The sequence below is a fragment of the Streptomyces rhizosphaerihabitans genome, from assembly GCF_025399795.1.
GTDB classification, from domain to species: domain Bacteria; phylum Actinomycetota; class Actinomycetes; order Streptomycetales; family Streptomycetaceae; genus Streptomyces; species Streptomyces rhizosphaerihabitans.
On record NZ_JAODTZ010000001.1, the window covers coordinates 211,754 to 236,588 of the forward strand.

The following is a 24,835-nucleotide window of genomic DNA, read 5'->3' on the forward strand; positions in this document are numbered from 1 at the left end:
CTCCGACCAGCGACTCCCCGCTACGCCAAGGGCGGCCCCCGTCTCGCCAAAGTCCGGGGCCGCCCTTGCTGTCCAGCAACTCATCAAGGAACTGGAGACATCCAGCATGACGCAACTGACCGACAGTCGGCGAGGGTCATTACTCGCCGCAGCTCTGACGGCCGCGGAACGCGGCTGGCACGTCTTCCCCCTACGCCCCGGCGCCAAGCTCCCGGCACTGCACGGAGAGCGGACATGCACCCGCACGGGCCCGTGCGCGGAAGGTCACCGGAAGTGGGAGCAGCGGGCCACGACCGATCCGGACCGTATCCGTGCCGCGTGGTCGCGGGCGCCGTTCAACGTCGGTATTGCCACCGGTCCTTCCGGGCTGCTGGTCGTCGACCTGGACACGCCCGAGCACAAGGGCAGTTCGGACGCGCCTGACGGCGCGGCAACCTTCCGGGCGCTCTGCGAGCGCGCCGGACACGCCGTCCCCGACACCTACCGGGTGCGGACCGCGAGCGGCGGAACCCACCTGTACTTCACCACCCCGCCCCACGTCCGGATGACCAACACCCAAGGCACCGTTGCCGAGTCGGTCGACACCCGCGCCTGGGGCGGATACGTCGTCGCCGCGGGCAGCACCACCCCGGCGGGAGCCTACGAAGCCCTGTGCGGATCCGTGCTGACCCCGCTGCCCTCGTGGCTGCAAAGCATCCTGCAACCGGCTCCCAAGCGCTCTCAGGGCCCTTCGATGGCCGCAGCAGGGCAACCCTGTCGATATGCGGATGTAGCGCTCGCCGACGAGACGCAGAAGGTGGCTTCGGCTCAAGTCGGGGAGCGGGAGGCGAAGTTGTTCCGGGCCGCACGCGCGTTGGGTCGGTTCGTCGCGTGGGGCGACCTCCCCCGGCACGTGGTCGAGCAGGCTCTTCAGGCAGGGGGCGAGGCGGCCGGACTGTCCGCGGCCGAGTGCCGCTCCACCCTGCGCAGCGCCCTCGACTGGTCCATCACCCACAACCAGACCCGCCGGGCGACAGCATGAGCACCCGCCCGCACCCCCCTCTGAAGAGCATCACCACCACCCCGGACGGCCCGCACGCCGCTCCACAGCCTGTGGACCGTCCGGCCGTGGGCGAGCCGAAGGTCGTCGCCCGTCAGGGCGTCCTTTCAGTCCTTCCTCGCCCGGACCGCTTCCCGACAGCCGGGGGCCGCGGCGACGGTGAGGACCCGGCGCCGGAGCGGCCCGGGATCCGTATCTACGCCCCGCCGATCTACCGCCACCACCGGGACGGGGCCCGCTGGTCGAGGCGGCACGGCGACACCCCGTACGCCGCGTACGCGTGCTCGTGCGGTGAAGCCGTCACCGCGATGGGGGCCGCCGACGTGGCCGCGCTCGTCGCCGAGTACGCCGCGCACAAGCACTTCTGCACCGGAGCACCCGCCGCACTCACCGAAGGGAGGGCCGCCGCATGACCGACACCATCGACGGGGCCGCGCTGCTCGACGAGGTGGAAGCCTTCCACCGCCGCTTCAACGTCTTCCCCCACGAGGCCGCCTACGTCGCGGTCGCGTTGTGGGACGCACACGCCCACCTGCTCGACTGCTTCGACTCCACCCCCCGCCTCGCCTTCCTCTCCCCCGAACCGGGGTCAGGGAAGTCACGAGCCCTGGACGTGGTCGAGACCCTCGTGCCACGCTCCATGGCCGCTGCGGACGCATCCGCTGCAGCACTGTTCCGGTCCGTGTCCGGCATCGACGGCGGCCGGCCCACGATCCTGTTCGACGAGATCGACACCATCTTCGGCCCGAAAGCCGGAGACAACGAGCAGCTACGCGGCTTCATCAACGCAGGCCACGCACGCGGACGCGTCATGTACCGGTGCGTCGGGGACGGCTCCAACCAGCAGGTACAGGGCTTCCCCTCGTACTGCGCCGTCGCCCTCGCCGGACTCGGATCCCTGCCCGACACGATCCTCACCCGCTCCGTCATCATCCGCATGCGCCGCCGGGCCAGGAACGAGAAAGCGGAGCCCTTCCGCACCCGCATCCACGTCCGCGAGGGCAACCAAATCCGCGACCGCCTCGCCAAATGGGCCGAGTCCGTGGAGAAGCAGGTCGCTGGTGCCTTCCCCGCTCTCCCAGACGGCGTCACCGACCGCCCGGCGGACGTGTGGGAACCCCTGCTCGCCGTCGCGGACGCGGCCGGGGGCGACTGGCCGCACCGGGCCCGAGAAGCCTGCGTGACCCTGGTCAACGCCTCCCGCGCCAACGACAAGGGCAGCATCGGGATCCGGCTCCTGACAGACCTGCGTGACCACGTCCTCATCGGCATCGACCGTCTGCCCACCGTCGCCATCCTCGACCGCCTCAACGCACTCGACGACGCCCCGTGGGCCGACCTCAGCGGCAAGCCGCTCGACAACCGGCGACTGTCCAGGATGCTCGGCGACTACGTCACCGCCGAGGGGGATCCGGTCGTCTCCCGCAACATCCGAACCGCTGGCGGAGTCCTCAAAGGGTTCTTCGCCAAGGACCTCGAAGACGCATGGGCCCGCTACTGCCCTCCGCCAGGGTCCGCTACATCCGCTACACCGCTACATCCCAGCTCAGAGCAACTGAATCTGTAGCGGCAACCACCGATGTAGCGGCTACGGCAACCCACCCCGAAACCGCCGTAGCCGCTACATCCGACCCGTCCGCTACAAAAATCATGCCGCTGACCTGCGATGTAGCGGTGTAGCGGATGTAGCGGACTTCTGAGAGGGACCCGAGCCCACAGAGGAGACACGACTCGATGAGCAGCACGCGCCTGGCAACCGATCAACTGCTCTACAAGCCCGAAGAGGCCGCCAAGGTTCTGTCCTTCGGCCGCTCCACCGTCTACGAGCTGATGGCGGAAGGGCTCCTGAAGTACGTGAAGCGAGGCCGCTCCCGGCGCATTCGGCGCAGCGACCTGGAGGCGTTCGTGAACAGCCTCGAACCGTCGCCCAACTGACCCTGATCGACAGCCCACCCGAGGCGGCCCCGGACCACGTCCGGGGCCGCCTCGCGCATGGAGGAGCGCATGAGCCCCCGCAAACAGAACATGGAATCGTCCATCTACCTGGGCGGCGACGGCTGGTGGCACGGTCGCGTGACTATGGGCGTCAAGGACGACGGAAGTCCGGACCGCCGACATCGTCGCGGCAAGACCGAGCCCGAAGTACGGCGCAAAGTCAAGGAATTGGAGAGGCTCCGCGACAAGGGCCGCGCCCCGAAGGCCGGCCGCGCGCCCACGGTGGCCGCGTGGATGGAGAACTACCTGACCAACATCGCGAGCCTCAAGCTCCGCCCGCGTTCCCTCGACGACTACTGGTCGAAGACCCGCAACGACATCATCCCGGGCGTCGGCAAACACCGCCTCGACAAGCTCGCCCCCGAGCACCTGGAGCGGATGTACCGGGGGATGCTCGATGACGGCCACGCTCCCTCTCACGTGCTGAAAGTCCACCGCATCCTGTCGCGGGCCCTGAAGATTGCCCACCGGCGCCGGATCATCGCGGAGAACGTCGCCACCCTCGTGGACCCGCCCACGGTCGACGAGACCGAGGCCAACCCGTTCACGATCGAGGAGGCGAAAGCCTTCCTGCGAGCAGCGGCCGAACGCCCCACCTCGATGCGCTGGATCGTCGGCGTCGGAATGGGATTCCGGCAGGGGGAAGTGCTCGGCTTCCGGTGGTCGTACGTCGACCTAGAAGGGGAAATGTTCCACCCACAGTGGCAATTGCAGCGCCTCACCTGGCGCCACGGCTGCAAGGTCCCGCACGCGTGCGGCGAACGCCTCCACCGATTCGAGCCCTGCCCGCCGGACTGCACCACGCACAAGGGCTACAAGCGCGGTTGTCCCGCCCCGTGTCCGAGGACGTGCACCCGTCACGCGAGTGCCTGTCCCGAGCGAAAGGGCGGCGGTCTCGTCTTCACCCGCCCCAAGACGAAGAAGAGCCGCAATTCCGTGCCGATCCCTCCGCCGTTCATCCCCTACTTGATCGAGCACAAAGAGCGGCAGGAAGCGCTACGCGAGGCCGCGGGCGACGGGTGGGAGGAGCACGACGCCGTATTCACGCGGCCCGACGGACGGCCGCTCGACCCACGGGCCGACTGGGAGGAATTCAAAGAACTGCTCGCCGAGGCCGGTATCGACGACCGCCGGCTCTACGACGGCAGCCGTCACACGGCCGGCACGATCCTGAACGAGCTGGGCGTGGACATGGTCACCATCATGGAGATCCTTCGGCACACCCAGATCAGTCAGACGCGGCGGTATGTGAAGGGTCGGTCCCACCTCTCGAAGGACGCCATGCGCCGCATGGGAGACACCTTCCTGCCCGCGCCGCAGGCCCCTACTGAGACCGCAACTGAGACCCCCGACAGCCGCGCGGCCCGCGCCGCGCGTCGCCGTCGCGTCCGCTGAACGCAAAAGCCCAGCTCGGACCACGTCCGAGCTGGGCTTACAAGGGAGCCCCCTGTCGGATTCGAACCGACGACCTACGCATTACAAGATCGCCAGAGCGTTGCCCCGGGCTTCCCCGACGTTCCCCGTTTTCACCGTCTGTGCAGGTCAGATGGCATAGGGGTGTCCGGGGCTTGGTGATCGTTCACGGGGTTTCACTGTCCTTCCGGCCCCATCTTGGCCCCAGGAGGGCCCCGTCGTCGGGCTGGCCGGGCCCAGTCGGGCGGGCCTCCAGACCAGAGCCGGGCGGCGAAGTGGCCTCCAACGCACCAACCTTGCGACGTGAAGAGGCCCTACCCCGCTTGGGGTAGGGCCTCCGGCCGTCTGCGCGCGCCCTGTCCAGGCTGCTGCCCACAGGTTAGCGGCTCGGGCTTATCTGCGGGATCAATCTGTACAGGATGCTCCGGCGCGGCGACGTAGCCGTAGGGGGCTCCCGATAACCGGCGAGACTAGCTCGCTACGGCAGAATGGCGCTGTTTCTCGGTTCACCGCGCGTCATCCGCCGACGTTTGCGGCCTCGGCAGGGAGAGTGGAATGACCACAGCACCACAGACCAGCCTCGAAAAACTGCTGGCCCGGCTCATCGACCGCAAGCCCATGCGGTCTGAGGCCACCCTCCAGGCGGATGTCCGGCAGCTGCTGCTCGAAGGCGACCTGAACCTCGACGAGAACGATCTAAGCGTCGACCTGGAGGCTCAGGTTGGTGACGGCCGACGCATTGACATCGAGATCGGCTTCACAGCCATCGAGACCAAGAAAGATCTACGCGGCGCCAAGATCCTCAAGGACGCGGAAAAGCAGCTTGAAGGGTACGTTCGCACCCGCACCGACCAGGTCGGCCAGCGGTACGTCGGCATCCTCACTGACGGCGCCGACTGGCGTGCCTACAGCCTAACCAGCGACAAAATGGTCCTGGTCAGCCGCTTCGAGGCCAAGCAGCGTACGGCACCTACCGATCTGCTGATTTGGCTTGAGGGCGTCCTTGCGACTTCTGAGGGCATCAAGCCGACCCCCGAGGTGATCGAGGGCCGCCTGGGCGCTGGAAGCGTGTCCCACAAACTCGACTACGCCACGCTGGCGGCGCTCTACGAAGAGCACAAGGACCTGCCCACGGTGAAGCTCAAGCGCGATCTGTGGGCACGCCTGCTGCGCAGCGCACTGGGCGCCCAGTTCGAGAACACCGACGAGCTGTTCATCGAGCACACGCTGCTCGTCAACACCGCAGGGATCATCGCCCACTCGGTCCTGGGCTACGACGTCCGGCAGATCCCCGCGGCCACCCTCGTGCTCGGCCAGCTCTTCGAGCAGTCCCAGATCTATGGCGTGGTCGAATCCGACTTCTTCGGCTGGCTGATCGAGGTACCGGACGGTGAGGACTTCGTCCGCCTGGCAGCCCGCCGGCTGTCCCGCTTCGACTGGGCAAGTGTCGAGCACGACGTGCTCAAGGTGCTCTACGAATCCGTGATCGCGCCCGAAACGCGGAAGAAGCAAGGCGAGTACTACACGCCGGACTGGCTCGCAGAGAAGATGGTGTCCGACGTCGTGACCGATCCGCTGAACCAGCGGGTCCTCGACCCGTCCTGCGGCTCCGGTACGTTCCTCTTCCACGCCGTACGCCGCTATCTGAGCGCCGCCGAGATGGAAGGGCGGCCGCTGGGGCAGGCCCTCGACGAGCTCAGCGACCACGTCGCCGGGATTGACCTCCACCCAGTAGCTGTGTCCCTGGCCCGCGTCACCTACCTGCTCGCCGTCGGCAATGACCGCCTGCGGTCCCCGGAGCGCCGTCAGATAAGGGTCCCGGTCTACCTCGGCGACAGCGTCCAGTGGCAGCAGCGGACGGACCTGTTCGACCACGGTCACCTGGTGATCCGCACAGGCACCGGCGACACGCTCTACGAGCGGGAGCTGCGGTTCTCGGAACATCTACTCAAGGATGCCGGGCGCTTCGACCGCCTGGTCAACGACCTCGCCGACCGTGCCGCGAACCCCAACCGCCAGGCAGGGAGCAGGCCGTCGCTGTCGAGCCTGTTCAACGTGCTCGCCATCGACGGCACGGACGACCAGGAGCAGATCACAGCAGCCTTCCAGCTCCTGTGCGAGCTGGTCGATGAGGGGCGCAACCACATCTGGTCGTACTACGTCCGCAACCTCGCCCGCCCGATGTGGCTGTCGATGGCGGAGCACCGCGTAGACGTCCTGATCGGCAACCCTCCATGGCTGTCGTACCGCCACATGCCCGGTGACATGCAGGACCTTTTCAAGGCGATGAGTCAGTCCCGGAATCTGTGGCGGGGTGACGAGGTGGCAACCCACCAGGACCTGTCCGGCCTGTTCATCGCTAGGGCCGTGCAGCAGTACCTCACCGTGGGCGGCACCTTCGCCTTCGTGGTGCCGAACCCGGTCCTGGACCGGCCGTACTGGAAGGGATTCCGGGCGGGCGACTATCCGGACCCCAACGAGCCAGTGCGGGTCGAGTTCACGGGTTCGTGGGATCTGCGGCGGCTACGGCCGCACTTCTTCCCGCGCGGCAGCGCGGTGATCTTTGGGCATCGGATCTCGGCAGCGGTCGGCGGCGCCGCCCTCGGCAACGCCCCAGTTCCCTTGCCGAAGACGACCCAGCGGTGGACCGGGAAGATCCCGGCGACGGCTCATGACTGGGCGAACGTGCGGGGGTGGATTACGCAGGAGGCAGCAGAGCTGAGGTACGTGGGGGAGGATCTCATCTCGTCGCCATACAGGACACGGTTCTGGCAGGGCGCGACGATCGTGCCGCGCGTTCTTTTCTTCGTGCAGCAGCAGGAAGCCGGGCCCCTGGGGCTCGGCGGCGGGCGGGTCCGCGTACGGTCGGAGCGCAGCAGTACCGAGAAGACACCGTGGAAGGACCTTCCGGACCTGGAAGGCGTGGTGGAGGCTCAGTTCGTCCGGCCGGTACTGCTCGGGGAGAGCGTGCTGCCGTACCGGCTCCTCGCTCCGCGCAAGGCAGTTCTGCCCATCGAGGGCAGTACGACACTGCTCCACGGCGAGCACGACCACCTAGACCGGTATCCGGATGTCGCGAAGTGGTGGCGCGAGGCAGAGGAGCTGTGGATGGGGCATCGGAGCAGTGAGCGGTTGACGCTCCTTGACCAGCTTGAGTTCCGCCGGAAGATGTCCATGCAGCTTCCCGGCACACCGTTGCGCGTGGTGTACGGCAAGGCGGGAATGCACGTTGCAGCGGCGCTCGTGGACGATTCGAGCTCTGTCATCGACCACACTCTGTACTGGGGCACGGTGGCAACACGCGAGGAGGGCATGTACCTCTGCGCCATCCTCAACGCCCCGGCCCTGACCGAGGTAGTCCGCCCCCTGATGTCGTACGGCAAGGACGAGCGGCACATCGACAAGGCCGTATGGCAGCTCCCCATCCCGCAGTTCAACCCGACCCACGCAACTCACCAGCGTCTCGCCGAAATCGGTACGGCAGAAGCCCAGCGCATCGCGGCCCTAGAACTGGACGAGTCCAAAAACTTCGTCAAGCTGCGCCAGGTCATCCGCTCGGTCATCGTGGACTCCCCGGACGCCGAAGAACTCGACCTGATGGTCCGCCTGCTGCTGGAGTAGCAGGCGGACCGGGCAGCAAGGTCAGCCTTCGGACGCGTGCGTCACGAAGTCCGCCCCCGCGGACGCGGCGGCAAGCCGAGGCCAGGGCCGCTGGCGTTCTTGGAGTCTCGGCTGTGGACGGTAGCGGGGTCAGCAGGTTGTGGGCTTGGCGGGGGTGCGCTTGCGGGCGGGGCGCGGTTCGGGCTCGGCGCTGGCAGACGGGGTGTCGGCCTTGGCGCGGCGGGTCCGCATCGGGATGACTTTGACGGCAGGGTCGGTGGCGGCCTGCGGCTCGGGCGCGGCCTCAGGGGGAAGGGCAGACTCGTTCAGCACTTCGGACAGCGCGCTGTCGAAGGCCCCTTCCCATGGCCGGTGGCCGACGTAGAGGGGCTTGGTGTCGAAGGCAGGCAGTAGGCGGTCGGTGATGGTGTTGTAGAGGAGAGTCGCGGGGTCTTTGTCGGCTTCGAGGCGGCCGATATCGATCCAGGTGTGCCAGCGGTGGCCGCGCGGCAGGGGGGTGGCACCTTCGGTGGGCTCGTGGTCGGCGGGCTCGGTACCGCCGGTAGCCCACAGTTGGATGTTGCTGCCGTTGCCAAGGAGGCGCATTCCGATCTGGCGGTCCTGGGGGCCGTCGAGGCTGATGATGTCGTCGCTGATGAGTTCGTTGAGTGTCCAGCCGAGATAGCCGCCGAGGGTTTCGGCGGTGGCGTGGAGGGCTGAGGGTGCGAGCTGCACTGGGTTCTCCAAGAGGTCGGTTGGTGCTGGTTGGGGCCTCTGGTGTGCGGGTCAGGCCGGGAGGCTGGCCAGGAGGGCGCGGGTGGCTTCTGCGAGCTGGGGGGCGCCGGCTTCCTCGCAGCCGGCGTAGCTGCAGGCGGCGCGCAGTGCGTCGCGGGCTGCGTCGGTCTCGCCTCGGTCGAGGAAGTGGGCGGCGGAGTCGAGCGAGAAGGCGGCGACGCCGAGGGCTTTCTCCTGGTCGTCGCAGACGGCGTGGTTGGTGAGGGCGCGGGCGCGGGTGGCCCACTTGCGGGCGGCGGATTCGAGGGCCGTGAGGTCGAGTTGAAGGTCGAGGGAGGGGGTTGCGGGCTGCATGGGGTTTCTCCAAGAGGTCGGATGGTGCTGCGCGAAGGCCCCGCCCTGGTGGGCGGGGCCGGTGGGTCAGGCGGGCAGAAGGCGGACGCTGTCGCCCTCGTCGAGGAGCATCGAGAGGCGGGAGCCGCTGTCCCAGTGGATGTCGATCTGGTTGAGGGCGGGGTGGTAGCGGCGGATGGTGCCTTCGTCTCCGGGGCGGAGTTCGGTGTGGGGGTCAGTGGTGGCGTCGAGGGCGACGCGCTGGCCGGCTTCGTACATGGGGGCACCTTTCTTTGGCTTGATTCGATCCAGTGGTGTGGCACATATGGAGTGGACGGCGGAGTGCCCGTAGTCCACGGCGGGATCAGGCCGCGCGAACGGTGACTTCGCCGGTGCCGGTCGCGTTCAGCGACGTCTCGCTCAGCTTGGCGCCGAAGGCCCAGACTTCGGCGACTACCGTGTCGCCCTCGTCTCGCAGCTTCAGCGTCCAGCCGCACTGGCATTTCGTGGTGCAGTTCGTCGGCCGCTCGCTGATGTGGTTCTCCTCAGGATGCAGGCCGGGCTTCCCCCCGCCCATCCCTCTTATTCTAGTGGCAATCAGTGGGGGGTCAAGAATTTTTTCGACGAAACCCCAGGTCAGGACGCCTTTGAGCCGATCAGCCGGTCGGCGAGCGCCATCGCCTGCTGCGCCGCCTCCGCGACCGCGAGGCGGGCGAGGATCTCGTCGCGCTCCTCGAACAGGTGCTTGCGCTCCCGCGCGGTCCGGTCCGACAGGCCGCCGTCGGCGAGGGTGTCGCCGCAGGCGATCACCACGTTGGGGCCCAGGCCCCACACGATTGCGTTGACGGCCGCGCCGGCCGCCGCGAGCGGGTCGAGTTCGTTCAGCGCCCACTCGTAGCCGGCCGGGTCGAGGCCCATGTGGCGCAGGTGCTGGGCGAGGGCGCGGAACATGCCGCCTGTTCCTCCGGCGGGCTCGTGGAACCGTGCGCCCTTCTCTGGCGGTTCCAGGCAGGTCATCGCGGCCATCATGTCGCACACCTCGGGCGGTGTGTGGTACTCGCCCATGCCCTGGCGGGCACCGTGCGAGCGCAGCGAGGTGATCGTCCACGACACCACGTCGGTGTCGGAGCGGCACCACGGGTCGGGGTCTCCGGTCAGCTGCAGGATGCCGTAGCGCAGCGCCGTCTCGGTCACCCGGCGTACCGCGTACGCCTTCTCCTCCACACCGTCCTCGGTGAGCCAGCCCATGAGCGGGGCCATGCGGGCACCCAGGTCGGGGCGGTGGGCCCAGGTGTGCGCGTAGACCTCGCGGTAGCCCTGCAGCATCTCCCAGTCGGTCGCGTTGCTGATGATGCGGGTGACGTCCTGGGTGTGGCCCTTGATGGGGAACAGGGCCAGGGCGGCGACGATGCTGACGGGGATGTCCATGCGGTAGCCACCCCAGTTGGAGGCGTGCCAGGTCTCGGCAACGGCCTCGCCCAGTCGCTGCCCGGCGTCACGCGGGTTGCCAATCAGCAGCGGCGCTATGCGGCGCTGCGCGGGGATGGGCGTGTGCACGGAGGGCAGCTCCGGGCGAGGGCCGGCGAACAGGCCGTCGGGCTGGTCGTCGGCCGCTGCGAACGGCCGGGGGGCGGGCACGGGCGCCGCGTGAGGTGCTGGTGAGGCGGTGACGGTGCGGGTCGGCTTGGGGCGGGCGGCGAACGTCGCCGAGACGGGGGTCTCCTCGGGGGCGAACAGGTCGAGCTGGTCCATGGGTTGCTCCTTCGGGTGTGGGCGTGACGGCGCCCCGCCGCCCGGGCCGGGAATCCGGCCCGGGCGGCGGGGCGCTTGAGAGGGGGTCAGGTGCGGTTGTCGGTGTTGGGGGCGGCCTCGTACCAGTTCCACTCGTCGCCGCCGATGCTGTACAGGCCCTCATCGTCGGGCTGCATGACCAAGGTGGCGTACTGGGCCTCTACCTCGTCCTCGACGTAGTGCCAGCGGACGTGGAGGACGACCGCGCGAGGGTTGCCCTCGCGGTCGGTGCCGCCGTCGATGACGTGGATGGTCTCGACGCTCTCGTAGTTGGCGTTGTCGGCCTGCTCCTGCGTGCGTGCGGCGATCTTGCGGACGGTGTTGAGGGTGAAACGCGGGCAGACCAAGCCCTTCCACCGTTTCGTGGGGTCGATCTTGGCCTCGTAGGGGCCGAGCGTGTCGATGTGGACCCAGGCGTCGATCAGGGGGTCTTCGGCGTCGGCGAGCGGCTGCGGCTGGTCGGTGTCGGGCACGGTGGGCTCCTTCGGGTGTGCTGCTGGCGTGGCGGTTGTCGGCGTGGAAGGGGCCGGGCGCCCGCGGTACGGGGCCCGGCCCGGTGGGTGGCAGGGGCGGGGGGTCAGAGGTCGGAGCTGGTGGCGGCGAGCGCGTTGACGAGCAGTGCCACGGCTTCGTCGTTGCGGCCGGCGGCTGCCAGCGCGGCGTAGCGGAAGAGAGTCGCCGCGGTGGTGAGAGTGAGCTGGCCGACGTACTGCTCGAACGTCAGCTCGCGCTGCCGCCAGGGCCGGTGCTGGTATCCGGCTCGCAGCGCGGACGTGGCCATGGCGTCGGCGTACCGGATGCCCCGGCCGGTCAGGTCCAGGTCCTGAGCGGCGCCGGTGAGTACCTCTGTGGCAACGGCGATGACCTGGTCGACGCGTCTGACGGCGGGGGCGCTGAGGCGCTGGGCACGGCAGGCACGCTGGTGGGCGCAGACGATGCGGATGCGCTCGACGTCGTGCAGCTGCCGGGCGCAGCGCCGGGCCCCTTCGGTGGTGGTGGCCTCGACTTGGTAGGAGGACAGGCAGGCCACGTACAGGTCGCTGTGCAGCCCGGCAAAGGCGCCGGGATCTTGGGGTGCGGGCTCGACGGCGACGATGCGCATCGCGTATGGCCCTTCGTTGAAGACGACTATCCAGCTGCGGCTGGACGGATCGAGGGTGGTCACGGGGGACTCCAAGAGGCCGATGATCAAATCAAGGTTGTGGCATATCTGATGTGCGGGTCTGCGGCGGATAGGTGCGGCATTGGAGGCCGCCCTGACAGGCGTCACTCCAGTCCAGGCCGGCGGCGGCCAGGGTGCGGCCGAGCCGGGCACGGCGTCCCGGAGTGGGGTGGTCAGTACAGGTCGTCGACGGCTTCGGCTATGGCCTGGCCGACCGCAGCGAGGTCGGCGGTGGAGGCGAAGGGCAGGTGGGCGCTATCGCCCTGGGCGTCGTTACGGATGTAGAGGTGTCCGGCCTCGCAGACGCCTACCGTGAACGGGACGTGGTCACCGCTGCGCAGGTGACCAGTCCTCCCCCAGGGGCCCGGCAGGGCTCCCCACTGATCCCCCAGGAACTCAAGGGCAGCGCACGCGACTTCGTAGGGCGTGTACGGATGTTGTTCGGGCTGCTGGTAGAAGCTGGTGGCCATGGGGCGGTGCGTTCCTCTCGGGTTGCTGCGCGTGGTCTGCGGGCGCGCAGCCGGATGCTTTCTTGGCGCGCTGCCCGGGCAGCGGGAATCCGGGCAGCGGGAGTCAGCGGCCGATCTGGCCGGTGTAGACGTGCATGTCGTTGGCCACGAGCCACAGGCTCTTGGCGATGAGTGCGGTCTCGAAGAGCGTGTTGTAGAAGCAGTGGCAGACGACCTGCGTGAACTGCTCCCGATTGAGGCCGCGCGCCCGGTTGATCCGGACGAAGTCCTCGTCGGCCTCAAAGGCCGCGTCGAGGGCCTTGTTGACGAGGGCCACGGCGTTGCGGACGTCGCCGCCGGTGGCGCTATGGCGGTCTACGACGTCGCCTATCCGCAGCCCGGGGTAGGGGGGAAGGGGCATAAGGGTCGAGGTGGTCACATTGTTCTCCGTGAGGTCGAGGTGGGTGCCGGTCGCGGCGGGCGATCAGTTAGAGCTGCCGTAGCGGGACTTGAGGGCGTCCATGATCTTCGGCAGGACCTCGTGCAGCGACTCGGGAACGTCGGTGTGGTGACGGGAGTCGTCCAGCGCCCCCAGCAGGACGACCGTCCCGTACAGGCAGTACGGCAACTGCTTGAGGTAGATGCCGTTGATCAGCGAGGTCGCGTACAAGTTCTCCGGCTTGGTGAGCGCGCCTCCGGCGTCCAAGGCCACCGCCAGGCGGCGCGTGCCGTCGGGGCGGGCGTAGTGAGCGATCTCAAGCCATCCGTCGACGTGCTTACGCAGCACCTCCGCCAGGCCATCGTCGATGGGCAGTTGCACGTCGGTGAGGGTGCCGTCGACGTCGATGCGGACACCGCGAACGGTCTTGCTCATGGTTATCTCCCAGTCGGTGAAGGGGCCGCCACCGCGGCGACCCCGGGACAGGTCAGAACGGGCGGAGCCGTAGGGCGAGTTCGGTGAACACCTGGCGGCCGATGTGCACCGCGTGGCCAGTGAAGAACTCGTCCCGCTCGGAGCGGGCAGCCATCTCCACGAAGCACTTCAGGAGCACATCGGGCATGCAGCCGATCCACGTGCGGAAGTCCTGGCCGTGGCCCTCCACATGCCAGGTGACGGTCAGGACCTGGCTAACGGTGATCGCGGCCTGGCCGGCGGCGTCGGCAGTGAGGCCGAAACGCTCGGCGAGCAGGACCTGCAGGTGCGGGCCTTCGAGGACGTCGGCAAGGCATTCGACGACATGGCCGGTGGCGAGCGTGTACGGCGCGGCAAGCGCGTCGGTGGAACCGGTGCTGTGCATGGCTTCCTCCAAGAGGCCGTGGTCGTACGGGGACAGAACCGGCCGCCCACCTGGGAGGGTGGGCGGCCGGTGAGGCGGGGTCAGACGAACCAGATATCCCGGTACGCCTCCATCTGCTTCAGGGCAGCCGCGAAGTTCCGAGCTCTGGTCTGGGTGAAGCTCGCCGTGTCGATCGGGCCGTGATCGGGGTGGATGTACTGGAACGTGACCTTGGCCTCGCCGACCTCCTGCCACTGACAGGTGATCTTCAGGACGGCCGGGTCGTTGGCATAGCGGATGTAGAGGCTGTCGCCGATAGTGCGGGTGATGCTGTCTTCGTCTTCGCCGAGACAGGCGTCGAACTGGACCAGCAGGTGGTTCATGGGCCTCTCCAAGAGGTCGTCGTCGAGGGCATCCGAGCGCAGCGGATCGTTTGAGAGTTGTGGCATATTTCGGCCGCTAGTCCGACCGCCGGCCGCACTAGCGGCCGACCGTGCCGCGAATTCCGTCGGCAGCCCTGGCGGCCAGCCACTTGCCGAACGGCGAGTTCTCGAACTCGCCGTCGGCCGCCTCGCCCGTGCGGACCCCGTCTTCATTCCCGCTCTCCATGACATTCCTCCTTGGCGATAGGCCGGGAATCTCCCCCGCCCCGTCCTCTTATTTTAGCCGCATTCGTCGGGTGCGGCAAGAATAATTTTCACGTTTATCCAGGTCAGCGGCTTGTATGGGAGTGCCTCGCTCCGGCCAAGGAACCGCGTCGTGGGCCCTTCGGTGCGTGCCCGGGCCACCGTTCCTTCAAGGTTGGTGGGGCCGCGCCCGCGGGGGTGGTCACCGTGGGCGCGGCCCGGCTTGGGGTGGGGTCAGCGCGGGTGCGGAGCGGGCTGCTCGCTGTCGGCGGCCAACTCCTCCAGCGCGACGCGGGCCAGGTGGCCGACGTCGCCGATCAGCGCGGTCAGGGAGTGGAAGTAGTCCTCGCCGCTGGCGTTGGCCGCCGCGAGGTACAGGGCCTCACAGGTCGGCATGTCGCGGTTGGCGAAGGCGGCGATGAACCGTAGGGAGAAGAGGTGCGCCGGGTGCTGGGCGCAGTCGTCGTCCGGGTCGGGTGCGGCCAGTGCCCACAGGCCCTCGGGGCTGGCGTGGCCGTAGAGGCGGACAAGGATCTGTCGGCCGGCTTCGGCGAGCGCGCAGCACGCGCCATACATCTGGCGGCGGGTGCTGGTTGCGGCTATCTCGCCCAACACCTGCACGGCCCGGTCGTAGTTGCAGTTGACGGTGTGCTGCACGACGGCCATAACCAGTTGGCCGCGACGGGAAATATCCATGGTGGCTCCGCTCTCTGCCAGAGGATGAATGGGTGCCGGGCCGCGCCCGCGGGGGTTCTCACTGCGGGCGCGGCCTGGATCAGCGGGCGATCAGTCGGTCGCGGCGGGGTGCCTGACCTGCGGCTGGGGTGTGGCGGGGGCCGAGGGAACCTGGGCGTCGTGCTCGGGCGGCAGCAGGGCCAGGCTCGCGGCCCATGCGCGGCCGCCGGACGCCCACGCCATCGCGTGCAGGGCACGGCGTCTGTCCGGCTCGTCCAACAAGCTGAGGTTGGCCAGGGACAGGACGTGACGTCCAGTCAGGACGCAGGACAGGCGCAGGACCTGCCACTCCGAGGGGGTACCGATCAGCGGGCCGTCGCCGGCGGACAGGCACGCGGAGGCCACCAGCGGCCAGGCGATGCGGGACCGGCCTTCGGCGTCGTTGTGGATCAGTCGGGTGCGCTCCAGCTCGGGCAGCCAGCGTCCGTGTGAGGTGAGCAGCCATACGGCGGCCTCTTCATGCCACGAGCCGGCGGCGCGTTCTCTCAGGCGGGCGGTGAGGGCGGTGATGTGGTTCACGATGTCTCCAAGAGGTTTGTCGGTCAGGTGCGGGGCTTGGGGAGGTGGCCGACGTGCCAGCCGCCGCAGGCTCGGTTGCGGCACGGGTAGGCGGTCAGGCGTACGGCGCCTTTGGCGATCAGCCGGTCGCGGTGGTCCGCGGCCTCCCCGCGGGTGTCGTGGCGGCGCTTGCCGGTGCAGGCACGGCCCTTGGTTCGGATCACTGCACGCCCACCCGGGCGGTCTCGGCGCTCGCGCAGCCGGGGCAGCGGTGTGCGGGTGTCTCCCAGTGGGCGGGGTCGGCGACCCCGGTGATCAGGTCGCCGCAGGCAGCCGCTGTCCCGTCTTTGGTGCGGTCGCGTTTGTGGACGCCGCTGCCGGTGCTGGTGCGCCACACCCACTCGCCGTGCAGGCTCACGCAGGTGACCTCGACAGGGGTCGCGCCGATACGGCCGGTCATGGTGTGGGACAGCTCGCCAGGACGGCTGGTGGGCCGAGGAGTGCCGAAGTCGGTGACATCGATCGCACGGGCCCACTGCTCGTACACGTCGCCGCCGGGGTGGTACAGGAACACGCGCAGGCCGAGCGGGGCGTCGCCGGTGGCGATGCCGAGGTGGTCAACCTCGATGCCGTCGGCGGCCAAGCCCGGGTAGGTACTGGCCAGGATGGCGCCAGCGATCATCGGCTGCAGGGCCTGGCGCAACGGGCGAGCGGTGGTGGGATGGGGCATGGTCTCTCCAAGACGAGGCGGGGCCCCTGGGCGGGGGCGGGCGGGGCGGTCAGGTGGTGGTGAAATCCAGCTGGAGCTGCTTGGGCTCCTTGGCCTTCTCCGTGTTGCGGCGCGCAGCCATCTCGCGCACGGCCTGGCGACAGGAGGGGCAGGGGCGTTCGCAGTGACGGGTGTGGTCCTTGGCTCCGGCCTCGGTGCCGCAGGAGGCGCGCAACTTCGGCTCGGCCAACTCCTCCTCGACCACGTCGTCGAGGGCACCGATGACCTCGCCGTTGCACCACAGGCGCCCGCCGGCGATGCCGTCGAACTTGGCCTGGGCAGGCTTGACGGTGGCGATGCACACGGCGCGGAACGGGCACGGCCCGCACGTTGGAAGCTGCGGCCCACACAGGCGCTTGAGGTCGTCTCCGTTGGTCCAGTCGTCCTCGTTGGGCGTGAAACCGTCCTGGCCACGGCAGGGCGCGCGAAGGGCCCAGCCGTCTGTCACAGGACCGCCTTGATGCATTCACCGATGTGCCGGGCGACGTTGACCGATACCGCGTTTCCGCCCTGCATCGTCTGCTCGGCCTGGGTGCCCAAGACCACGTACCGACGGAGGAACCGCTGGGCTTCCAACTGCTCGCGGGGCTTGAGCATCCGGAAGAAGCAGTCCTCCACCGCGGGCGCGGAGCGAAGGAGCGCCGCCGAGTCGCGGGTGGACAAGGTGTGAACGGGCTCGGCGACTGTCTTGACTGTGGCCTTGCGGTAGGGGATGACCAGCGTGTTGCGCAGCTCGGCCGGGACCGGCCCGCCAGGGACAACCAGGCCGTGATGGTTGCCCTGAGCGGTGACGGCGGTGACCGGCTCGGTGGCTAGCGCCGGATTGGCGTTCTGCCGGTAGGTGATCACGAACGGCGCCGGGTCGACGGTGACCAGGGCCTCGCTCTCGCGGGTCATCCGGGTGCGCATCGGGTCGGCGACGTCGCTGCAGGCGGTGTTCCAGCTACCGCCGGTCGGCACGAGCAGCGCGTCGCCCTGCTTGATGGTGCGGGTGGAAAACGGTCGCTCCTCCACCGCATAGGCCCGGTCGGTGCCGTCCTTGCCGTGGTTGAGAGTGACCGAGGACGGGGTGTGGGGGAACTTGATCAGGCCCGCGCGGATGCGCTCCATGGTGGTGTCCGCCAGCGGCTTCTTACGGTCCCCGATGCGCTGGCCCAGGTCGTCCCAGTTGATGACGGAGGCGGCCGGACGCACGTACGGCTCGACGATGGCGTGACGGCAGCGCCTGTTGGGACAGCGGTAGTTGTAGTCACGCAAGTACTTGCCGATCCGGCCCCTCGGGTCGAACCACGCCTTCTTCGCGCGAACGTCCTTGCCGCACTCGACGCAGAACGCTTGCGGGCGGGGCTCCAAGTCCGGCTTGGGCATGCCCTTGAGGCGGAAGCAGATGTAGATGCGGTCCCGCCACTGCGGGGCGCGCAGGTTGTCGTCGTCGCCGACATGCGCGGAGGTGACGCACAGGATCTGCGGCGGTTCGTAGCCGAGCTCCGTCATCGCCTTCACCCAGGTCTTGAAGAGGACCCAGGACAGAGCGAATTCGACGACGTTCTCGATGACCACGTACGGGAATCGCTTGGCCTCGCAGGCCCGCACCACGCACCAGGCGGTCGCCCGGGTCCGTTCGAATGCCTCCGGAGTCAGGGCCTTCCACGACTCGGCGTCGTCGTCGTCGCCGAGCTGGTCGAGGACCTCGAACAGATCGAGCTGATCGGTCGGGTGAACGAGGCCGCCGGCCGGGCTGACCTCGGTGCAGATGATCGACGCCCACAGCAGCAGTGCTCGCGGCAGGAACCGCATCGGGTAGCCGGTGACGTCAGCGGTCAGATGCTCGATGGTGGGGTGGTTAGCAGCGTGGGAGTCCATCGCGACCTGCCAGTGGTTCATGGCGAGCTTGCCGCGCCAACCGGCTTCCACCAGGCCGGAGGAGGATCCGCCGGCCCCGGCGAGCAGGTCGTTGAACGTCAGCTCAAGGCTGCGGGGAAGAGTGGTCAACAAGGTGTTCTCCAAGAGGTCGAGCGCCCGGCCCCGCGCGGTGCGGGGCCGGGCCTGATCGGGTGGGGGTCAGAGGAGTGGCTGGCGGCTGACGAAGACGACCTGCAGCACGTCGCGGCGCCGCCAGACCGCCAGGGGCCAGTCGGTGTCGCCCTGTTCGTGGACCATTTGCCAGCCGCCCTCCTCGAGGAGGTGGGTCTGCCAGCCGTACTCCTTGACCGCTTCCGCATGGCTGTCGAAGGGGCCAGCGATGACCCGGCCGCGGCTGGCGTGCTGGGAGTCGACGCCGACGAAGCTGACGGCGAACCTCTGCACGGTCGCCAGCAGCAGCTGGCCGAGCTTGGCCCCGGCTGACTGGGTGTCCGCGTCGATCAGGGACTTCAGGTGCAAGGCGATGGCGGCGTGCATCGTGACGATGTCGGCGCCGTGCTTTTCGTACTCGCCGCCCTCGGTGGAGTCGAAGACCGGACCGTCGTAGGTCGGGTTGTCGTGGTGGCTGCGTCTCACGTGCCAGCCAGTGACCTGCTCCAGGCGGTCGGGCAGCGCGTCGTGGTCGGCGATGACCAGGTGCGTGCCGTCGGGCAGGTCGGCGTAGATGACGGTCTGGCCGCCGCAGGTCTCGATGTCGCAGACGAGTCCGGCCGCGCGCAGCGGCGTGGTGACCGGCTCGTACTGCATCCACAGGGCCTGCCACTCGGGGCGGCCGACACGGCCGTGGTCGGGAAGGGGTGCGAGGTTCAACGCGTTCTCCAAGAGGCGATTCGTACGGTACAGAGTTGTGGCACATTTCGGAATGGGCGGCAGAGTTTCCCCGCCGCCCACACCGGAGGGTCAGACCGCGTGAGCAGGCTTGACCGCCAGCGGGAAGCCGAGCTCGGCGGCGATTCGCTCGGCGCTGTCGATACTGGCCGCGCAACTGCCGTCCTTGTACTCGTGGGCGGGGGTCTTCAGGCCGTGGAACTCACCGTGCGCCTCGGTGACGGCGACCGGCCAGGCCGCATCGAGGAAGCCGACGACACCCTCGGCCTCCACGACCAGGACGTCACCGTCGCGAATGTCGTCGCAGCACTGGGTGGCGTCGTACGCCTCGGCAGTCGTGCCGTCGAAGCGGTGGACCTTGGGCAGGCGCGCGAGCTCCAGCAGCTTCGACACGGCGTGGTCGCGGACAGCCATCGCCCCCGCCTGCTCGGGGTAGTCCCGCACTGCCCGGTCGGCGTTCCCCAGCTCCAGCAGACCTTCCCCCACTTGCAGAGGACTGTCCGCGTAGACGCGGGCCAGGCCGGCGAGGACTGCGGCGACCGCCTCCGTGACGTCCTGCGCGATGATCATCGGTTCCGTCATGCTGCTTACCTTTCAGCCGGTGGGCGGGGAGGGACGTTCCCCCTGCGCCGAGATGTTCGTTCGAGTGGTGTGGCATATCCGATGGCGAGCGGCGGAGCCTTGACCCGCCGCCGGAAGTCAGGCCAGCGCAGCCCTTCTCGCGGTGTCGTGCGATCGGGGAGCGATCCCCCTTCCCCACTCCTCTTATTCTACCCTCCCTCGAAGGGGGGTCAAGATTTTTTCCCGGAGGTACCGGCGTCGCGTCCCTTCTCACGCCCCTGGCGGGCCATCTGACGCGCCAGCAGCCGAGCCGCCTCCACATCCTCGGGCCGCTCCTGCGCGACGCGCCTTGCCCGGTCGAGGTCCGCCTGATAGCCGCGCAGCCAGTCTTGCTGCGCCTGGCGCTCCACTTCCCCTCTGTCCCGTTCACTGGCCGCGCGAGCAGCGCGCGGGTTGGTGCCGCAGGCACGGCAACTCGCAGCCGGGACGGGGTGTCTGGCGCAGCCACCGGGCTCCCCCGTGGCTACGCCAGCCGCGGGGGTAGGGGGGGGAAGGAAGGAAAGAGGAAGAAGAAGGAAAAGAAGGGGTTCCCCGGGGGGAACCCAGTGGGTTCCCCGGGGGCAACCCTGTGGGTTCCCCGGGGGGAACCCTGCCGTCGCTCTCCTCAGGGTTCCCCCGGGGGAACCCTGCCCGCTTCACGCCCGCACCGGCGGCCAGCGCGCGGGCGTCGATGTCTTCGTGCGTCCTCGCGGGCTTGGAGGGGGCTGCCCGAGCGACGCCCGGGCGGGCCAGCCGCGGGTTCTTCGGCGCGGCGTCAGCCTCCTTGAAGCGGGCCTCCAGATCGTCGTTGGATGGGATGGGAGGCACCCCCAGGGGGAACACCCGGTAGACCGCCCGGCGGCCCGCCTTGCCGGTCTCCACGCGCTCTATGAGGCCCTTGGCGACCAACTCGGTGACGATGGTCATGCACCGTTTCTCGCCTACGCCGATCCACGCGCGCAGCCTGCGCAGGCCCGGCTTGGACAGGCGTGTCTCGTCGTCGGCCGAGTCGCAGATCTTCATCATGGCCAGCTTCTGAGACTGAGTCACCACGTCTTCGGGCAGGTACGCGGCGACGACCATCAAGTGAATGGACAACGGAAGTTCCCTCCACGGACGGTCGCTGGCCTCCCCGGCCGGGGAGGCCAGCGACCGTCCGATCAGGCCTTGAAGGGCCGCACGATGATGGTCTTGGGCGTGGTCCGGGCGCTCCGCTTCTCAGGGACGGCCAAGCCCGCATCCTTCAAGGTGTCGACCATCCGCTTCTCGTCGGGCAGCATCGGCACCGGGATGCCGGCGTCTTCGAGCAGGTCGACCATGGCCTCCACATCGATGTCCCAGGTCGGATTCCCGCCGCCCCAGGCCAGCTCGTTGGCGCCGTACACGCCCGCCGGGGAGGTGTCGATCTTCTTGCGGGCGAGGGCCTTGATCCGATTACCCTCGGTCTGCAGCTCATGTCCGCGCACGTAGTCGGCAAGGGTCTGGGTGCGGTCGGCGTCGTTGTGGATGAGGGCGGTCTGCACGGGGGTGCCGGGCTGCTCGGGCAGGCCCCAGCAGGCCGACATGAACGGGCAGTGGTCGCAGATGGCATCCAGGCCGGGCCCGTCGAAGTCGCGGCGCCCCTCCTCGGGGCTGGTCAGTTCCCGCACGCGCTGCACCCACCAGCGGGCGCGGGTGGCCTCCATCGGGTCGAACGCGAACTCCTCGACGTGCTCTTCGCCGTTGTCGCGGTTGACGAAGCGGAAGCGGATCCGGGCCACCTCCAGTGCGCCGAGCCTGGTCAGGTACCGCTGGCCGCGCACATCCTCGAAGCCGGTCGTGCGCAGCAGGTCGGCGTACAGGTACACCTGCCGCAGCTCGGCCTCGGAGGGCCCGTAGCGGCGCACCTTGTCCCACAGGAACGTTGACTTCGTCTTGACGTCCTCCACCGTCACTCCATGCTGGGCCGCCACCTTGGGGCGGTGGCGGGCGGGGACGCGGGCGGCGGTCGCCTCATCGAGCTGCACGACGTCGATGTGACCCTTGATCATGTCGTCGGCGACCGCACGCTCCACCAGCCAGCCGTACTCGCTGCGCGCGGCGCTCAACAGGCCCTCGTGTATGTAGGTGCCAAGGATCGCGGCACGCTTTTCGCTCTCGTTGGTCGGGGCGGTCCCGGCCACGATGTAGGCGGCGCGGCGCTCGCACACCGTGTCCGAGGCGCCGAGCTGTCGCTGCAGGGAGCGCGGCCGTCTGGCGTCGACATCGTGCGCGGCTGTCCACAACGATGGCGTGGATTCCACAGGCTGAGCTGTCATCAGGTACTCCAAAGGTCGTGAGGCAGGCCGGTCCGTAGGAGCCCGGCCCGCGAGGCAGGTCAGCTCTGGGCGGCGGCCGGCTTGGCAGCCGTGCGCTTGGCAGCGGGCGTGCGTTTGGCGGCGGTGGCGCGCTTGGCGGCTGTGCGCTTGGCGGGGGCCTTGCGCACTGGGCGCCGGTCCGGCTCGTCGTCGGGCTCGCCGTCGCCCTCCTCGGCCCTGCGTTCGACGGCAGCCCGCAGCCGGTCGGCGTCGCTGAGCGGGCCCTGCCCCATCTCCGTGGGCGGGTTCTCCAGCTCGGTGACTTTTCGTTCGATCGCGTCGCGGATCGAGACGATCTCGGCGCGGATCAAGCCCGTGTCGTCTTCGGCCGCTTCCCACCACAGCTCGCGCAGCCGCTCGACGTCGCGCAGCTCCGTCACGTCGTGGTCGTCCAGCCACGCCTGCACGCGGTCTCCGACCAGAGCGGGCATCTGGCGAGGCTGGGACTCCACCGAGCAGCCGAGTCTGTTGAAGACCAGGTCCTCGATGGTGAAGTCCGGCAGGTCCAGCGGCTGGCCGTCCTCGATGCGCAGCTGCAGCGAGCGGGCCTTGATGACCTGGGGGGCGCGACCCCGGCGCATCCGCACCCACACGGAGGCGTCGAACGCGAGGTCCTTCTGCGCCTGGACCTTCCACTCCTTCAGGACGCGGCCGCGGTTGTCGGTGATGGGCTTGCCGTTGTCGTCGATGGCGGTGATCTGCTTGCCGCGGGCGGTGATGATGGCGATGCCGGGGAACGTCTGCAGGAGGTGGATGACGTCCTGCCACCGCTCGGTGGCGTCGTTCCACAGGTTCATGCCGACGTCGATCGCGGCGTCCGGGTCGTCCTGCAGCCGCTGCGCGTTGCTCCTGCCGCGCCGGGCCCGCTCGTTGGTCCAGGACTTCAGCATCCGCCACAGCGAGGACCCGGAGTCGACTGACAGCACCATCGGCGCCTCGCCGGCGATGGCGGCCCGGCGGGCCTCGGTGTGTACGGCCCGGATCTGCTCCAGGATGTCCCGGTAGGAGCCGTCGTGGTCGATGATCAGGTAGTCGGCGCCGGGGATCGCTGCATACTCGTCGGCGCTGCCCTCTGCGAGGTCGATCCAGTACATCTGGCCGATCCGCTTCGAGGCGGAGAACTCGGCGGCCGAGTAGGTCTTTCCGGCTCCCTCGTCTCCTTCGATGAGGATGAGTGGCCACGGCACGATGCCGGTTGGCTTGCGGGTTTTCAGCTTGATGCCCATCTGGGCTGCTCCAAGAGGTCGTTGGTCTCATGCGGCGCGCAGGGCCCTCGTCTCGAACAGGTGCGCCCACTCGGGGTGGCGTTCGATCAGGAGCCGCGCGTACCGGCTGCGGAAGTCGTTGTTGAGCCGGAAGGCGTCACCTCGGGTGGCCTGTCCGTAGCGCCAGCGCAGGAGCTCGAAGAGCATCCCGATGCCGATGCGGCGAAAGCCCTTGGCGACGCAGTCGGCGGCCAGGTCCTCTAGATGCCGCAGCACCCACGGGTTGAGGGCGTGGAACGCCTCGAACCGCTGCTGAAGTTGAACGGGCTGGCCGGAGTGAATGGCGGGTTGCTGGACCGGCTGGATGCCGTCGTCCAGGTCGAGCTCTTGCTGCTGATAGATGGGCACGAGACCCCCGAAAGAGTTCACTCCATACGAATGGTGTGGCACATCTTTCACGAAGGGTCCGACGTGATCAACCAGCACGCTGCACCGAAACCCGCATCCGGCGGTCGGCGACCGGGCCCTAACTGCGACGGCGCGCATCATTCCCCCCAAAGACAAGAGCAGCGGCGTCATCCGGCGCCGCTGCTCTTATTCTATCGCAATTGAGGTTTGCGTCGAATTGATTTCCGCAGGTCAAACGGCCTTCGCGGCAAGCCCACGGGGGACTATCACAGAGCCGGGTCCGGTGTAGCGGCCCTGTCGCAGCGCCGCCTCGACCTGCGGCACGATCGCCCACATCACCTTGCGGGACTTCGCCCGAATGTCGGGGGCGGCCTCGATGAGAGTGTCCAGCAGCCACAGCGGGGACCCCGACAGCTGGTAGTCCGCCGGCGCGAACCGGCCCTGCCGCACCACCGCCGACAAGTTCTGCGGGCTGGACAGGCCGAACAGCTGCGTCGCCTCCTGCAGACCGCACAGCGGCGGCACCTCGTCCACCCCGCGCGACCACACACCGGGCTCCTGCGCGTCCACCAACTGCTGCAGTACCAGCTGGTCCAGGTCCTTGGGCCGCGGCTGCGTCTGCCCGTACCCCCGCACGAACGACAGCAGCCAGTACGGCGACCCCGACACGATCACGGCATGCTCGTAGTCCAGCGCACCTCGCCCCAGCCACCCCGTGACCTGGGGCCCCCGCACCCCGTACAGGGCGGCGAACTCCTGCCGGCCCGCCAGGAAAGGCTTCTTCCTCACCACCACCGGCCCCCTCTCTCCTCCTGGACTGCACTTAGATTCTATCTAGGGAAGGTCAGAGAGGCCGTTCCCGCGACTGTTGTCAGCGATCAAGCAATTCCCCAGTTTCAGCCGCTTGAGCGTCACGTAATTCCCCACCCGCACTGTCACGATTCCCCATGGGGACGGCGGTCGGGAGCGTTGCCCCGGGCACTTGGGGATCAGGTGGAACTGGTTTCCCATGGGCATGCCGGAGCCGGGGTGAGGATCCTGACCATCTTGGAGTCGCAGTCGTCTCCCTCGACCTGCGAGCCGAGAGGTCGACGGACGCCCCGCATGGCAAGG

33 protein-coding genes are annotated in these 24,835 nt (G+C 68.7%); 6 read left to right on the forward strand and 27 right to left on the reverse strand.

The window, feature by feature from the left end:
- Positions 1-106 precede the first annotated feature (106 nt).
- The 6 genes from N4G66_RS00920 (at position 107) to N4G66_RS00945 (ending at position 8,068) form a co-directional block, all read left to right on the forward strand.
- On the forward strand, positions 107-1,021 hold the full coding sequence (locus N4G66_RS00920; protein ID WP_261701927.1) for a bifunctional DNA primase/polymerase: 915 nt from the start codon (positions 107-109) through the stop codon (positions 1,019-1,021).
- Complete coding sequence (locus N4G66_RS00925) at positions 1,018-1,452, forward strand: hypothetical protein (RefSeq protein WP_261701928.1); 435 nt, start codon at positions 1,018-1,020, stop codon at positions 1,450-1,452. The genes N4G66_RS00920 and N4G66_RS00925 overlap by 4 nt, the downstream gene beginning before the upstream one ends.
- A complete protein-coding gene (locus N4G66_RS00930; protein WP_261701929.1) occupies positions 1,449-2,606 on the forward strand; it encodes a DUF3631 domain-containing protein in 1,158 nt (385 codons plus the stop codon). The genes N4G66_RS00925 and N4G66_RS00930 overlap by 4 nt, the downstream gene beginning before the upstream one ends.
- Before the next feature lie 167 nt (positions 2,607-2,773).
- Positions 2,774-2,974: a helix-turn-helix domain-containing protein gene (locus N4G66_RS00935; RefSeq protein WP_261701930.1), complete on the forward strand. Its 201-nt coding sequence runs from the start codon at positions 2,774-2,776 to the stop codon at positions 2,972-2,974.
- Between the two features lie 69 nt (positions 2,975-3,043).
- Positions 3,044-4,429, forward strand: a complete 1,386-nt coding sequence (locus tag N4G66_RS00940; RefSeq protein ID WP_261701931.1) for a tyrosine-type recombinase/integrase — start codon at positions 3,044-3,046, stop codon at positions 4,427-4,429.
- 573 nt (positions 4,430-5,002) lie between these two features.
- Entirely contained in the window at positions 5,003-8,068 is a 3,066-nt protein-coding gene (locus N4G66_RS00945; protein WP_261701932.1) for an N-6 DNA methylase, read from the forward strand.
- Positions 8,069-8,197: 129 nt separating this feature from the next.
- Here N4G66_RS00945 and N4G66_RS00950 read toward each other — a convergent pair whose 3' ends face one another.
- The 27 genes from N4G66_RS00950 to N4G66_RS01080 form a co-directional block, all read right to left on the reverse strand.
- Positions 8,198-8,782 (reverse strand): hypothetical protein, encoded by a 585-nt coding sequence (locus tag N4G66_RS00950; RefSeq protein WP_261701933.1) that lies wholly within the window; start codon positions 8,780-8,782, stop codon positions 8,198-8,200.
- Positions 8,783-8,833: 51 nt separating this feature from the next.
- Complete coding sequence (locus N4G66_RS00955; protein ID WP_261701934.1) at positions 8,834-9,136, reverse strand: hypothetical protein; 303 nt, start codon at positions 9,134-9,136, stop codon at positions 8,834-8,836.
- Positions 9,137-9,202: 66 nt separating this feature from the next.
- Positions 9,203-9,394 carry a DUF4314 domain-containing protein gene (locus N4G66_RS00960; RefSeq protein WP_261701935.1) on the reverse strand — a complete coding sequence of 64 codons (192 nt, stop codon included), beginning with the start codon at positions 9,392-9,394 and terminating at the stop codon, positions 9,203-9,205.
- Between the two features lie 85 nt (positions 9,395-9,479).
- Positions 9,480-9,692, reverse strand: coding sequence for a hypothetical protein (locus N4G66_RS00965; RefSeq protein ID WP_261701936.1), 213 nt, complete (start codon positions 9,690-9,692; stop codon positions 9,480-9,482).
- A gap of 59 nt (positions 9,693-9,751) precedes the next feature.
- Complete coding sequence (locus tag N4G66_RS00970; protein WP_261701937.1) at positions 9,752-10,867, reverse strand: N-6 DNA methylase; 1,116 nt, start codon at positions 10,865-10,867, stop codon at positions 9,752-9,754.
- An 86-nt stretch (positions 10,868-10,953) separates the two neighbouring features.
- Positions 10,954-11,379 (reverse strand): hypothetical protein, encoded by a 426-nt coding sequence (locus tag N4G66_RS00975; RefSeq protein ID WP_261701938.1) that lies wholly within the window; start codon positions 11,377-11,379, stop codon positions 10,954-10,956.
- A gap of 104 nt (positions 11,380-11,483) precedes the next feature.
- Positions 11,484-12,071 carry a hypothetical protein gene (locus tag N4G66_RS00980; protein WP_261701939.1) on the reverse strand — a complete coding sequence of 196 codons (588 nt, stop codon included), beginning with the start codon at positions 12,069-12,071 and terminating at the stop codon, positions 11,484-11,486.
- A gap of 170 nt (positions 12,072-12,241) precedes the next feature.
- Positions 12,242-12,538: a hypothetical protein gene (locus tag N4G66_RS00985; protein WP_261701940.1), complete on the reverse strand. Its 297-nt coding sequence runs from the start codon at positions 12,536-12,538 to the stop codon at positions 12,242-12,244.
- Between the two features lie 103 nt (positions 12,539-12,641).
- On the reverse strand, positions 12,642-12,956 hold the full coding sequence (locus tag N4G66_RS00990; RefSeq protein ID WP_261701941.1) for a hypothetical protein: 315 nt from the start codon (positions 12,954-12,956) through the stop codon (positions 12,642-12,644).
- Positions 12,957-13,001: 45 nt separating this feature from the next.
- Positions 13,002-13,391, reverse strand: coding sequence for a hypothetical protein (locus tag N4G66_RS00995; RefSeq protein ID WP_261701942.1), 390 nt, complete (start codon positions 13,389-13,391; stop codon positions 13,002-13,004).
- Between the two features lie 52 nt (positions 13,392-13,443).
- A complete protein-coding gene (locus N4G66_RS01000; RefSeq protein WP_261701943.1) occupies positions 13,444-13,815 on the reverse strand; it encodes a hypothetical protein in 372 nt (123 codons plus the stop codon).
- An 80-nt stretch (positions 13,816-13,895) separates the two neighbouring features.
- On the reverse strand, positions 13,896-14,243 hold the full coding sequence (locus tag N4G66_RS01005) for a hypothetical protein (protein WP_261701944.1): 348 nt from the start codon (positions 14,241-14,243) through the stop codon (positions 13,896-13,898).
- 31 nt (positions 14,244-14,274) lie between these two features.
- Positions 14,275-14,403, reverse strand: a complete 129-nt coding sequence (locus N4G66_RS01010) for a hypothetical protein (RefSeq protein ID WP_261701945.1) — start codon at positions 14,401-14,403, stop codon at positions 14,275-14,277.
- A gap of 251 nt (positions 14,404-14,654) precedes the next feature.
- Positions 14,655-15,116 (reverse strand): hypothetical protein, encoded by a 462-nt coding sequence (locus N4G66_RS01015; RefSeq protein ID WP_261701946.1) that lies wholly within the window; start codon positions 15,114-15,116, stop codon positions 14,655-14,657.
- A 90-nt stretch (positions 15,117-15,206) separates the two neighbouring features.
- Positions 15,207-15,674, reverse strand: coding sequence for a hypothetical protein (locus tag N4G66_RS01020; RefSeq protein ID WP_261701947.1), 468 nt, complete (start codon positions 15,672-15,674; stop codon positions 15,207-15,209).
- A 23-nt stretch (positions 15,675-15,697) separates the two neighbouring features.
- Entirely contained in the window at positions 15,698-15,877 is a 180-nt protein-coding gene (locus N4G66_RS01025; RefSeq protein ID WP_261701948.1) for a hypothetical protein, read from the reverse strand.
- Positions 15,874-16,383: a hypothetical protein gene (locus tag N4G66_RS01030; protein ID WP_261701949.1), complete on the reverse strand. Its 510-nt coding sequence runs from the start codon at positions 16,381-16,383 to the stop codon at positions 15,874-15,876. The genes N4G66_RS01025 and N4G66_RS01030 overlap by 4 nt, the downstream gene beginning before the upstream one ends.
- Before the next feature lie 49 nt (positions 16,384-16,432).
- Positions 16,433-16,726: a hypothetical protein gene (locus N4G66_RS01035; RefSeq protein WP_261701950.1), complete on the reverse strand. Its 294-nt coding sequence runs from the start codon at positions 16,724-16,726 to the stop codon at positions 16,433-16,435.
- A 140-nt stretch (positions 16,727-16,866) separates the two neighbouring features.
- A complete protein-coding gene (locus tag N4G66_RS01040) occupies positions 16,867-18,414 on the reverse strand; it encodes a DNA cytosine methyltransferase (RefSeq protein ID WP_261701951.1) in 1,548 nt (515 codons plus the stop codon).
- A gap of 69 nt (positions 18,415-18,483) precedes the next feature.
- Entirely contained in the window at positions 18,484-19,167 is a 684-nt protein-coding gene (locus N4G66_RS01045; RefSeq protein WP_261701952.1) for a hypothetical protein, read from the reverse strand.
- A gap of 78 nt (positions 19,168-19,245) precedes the next feature.
- Positions 19,246-19,755, reverse strand: coding sequence for a hypothetical protein (locus tag N4G66_RS01050; protein WP_261701953.1), 510 nt, complete (start codon positions 19,753-19,755; stop codon positions 19,246-19,248).
- 209 nt (positions 19,756-19,964) lie between these two features.
- A complete protein-coding gene (locus tag N4G66_RS01055) occupies positions 19,965-20,144 on the reverse strand; it encodes a hypothetical protein (protein WP_261701954.1) in 180 nt (59 codons plus the stop codon).
- 16 nt (positions 20,145-20,160) lie between these two features.
- Positions 20,161-20,871, reverse strand: a complete 711-nt coding sequence (locus N4G66_RS01060; protein ID WP_261701955.1) for a helix-turn-helix domain-containing protein — start codon at positions 20,869-20,871, stop codon at positions 20,161-20,163.
- A gap of 62 nt (positions 20,872-20,933) precedes the next feature.
- Positions 20,934-22,070, reverse strand: coding sequence for a PD-(D/E)XK nuclease family protein (locus tag N4G66_RS01065; protein ID WP_261701956.1), 1,137 nt, complete (start codon positions 22,068-22,070; stop codon positions 20,934-20,936).
- Positions 22,071-22,129: 59 nt separating this feature from the next.
- Complete coding sequence (locus tag N4G66_RS01070; protein ID WP_261701957.1) at positions 22,130-23,335, reverse strand: ATP-binding protein; 1,206 nt, start codon at positions 23,333-23,335, stop codon at positions 22,130-22,132.
- A 27-nt stretch (positions 23,336-23,362) separates the two neighbouring features.
- A complete protein-coding gene (locus tag N4G66_RS01075) occupies positions 23,363-23,743 on the reverse strand; it encodes a hypothetical protein (RefSeq protein ID WP_261701958.1) in 381 nt (126 codons plus the stop codon).
- Positions 23,744-23,953: 210 nt separating this feature from the next.
- Positions 23,954-24,511, reverse strand: a complete 558-nt coding sequence (locus N4G66_RS01080) for a hypothetical protein (RefSeq protein WP_261701959.1) — start codon at positions 24,509-24,511, stop codon at positions 23,954-23,956.
- Between the last annotated feature and the right edge of the window lie 324 nt (positions 24,512-24,835).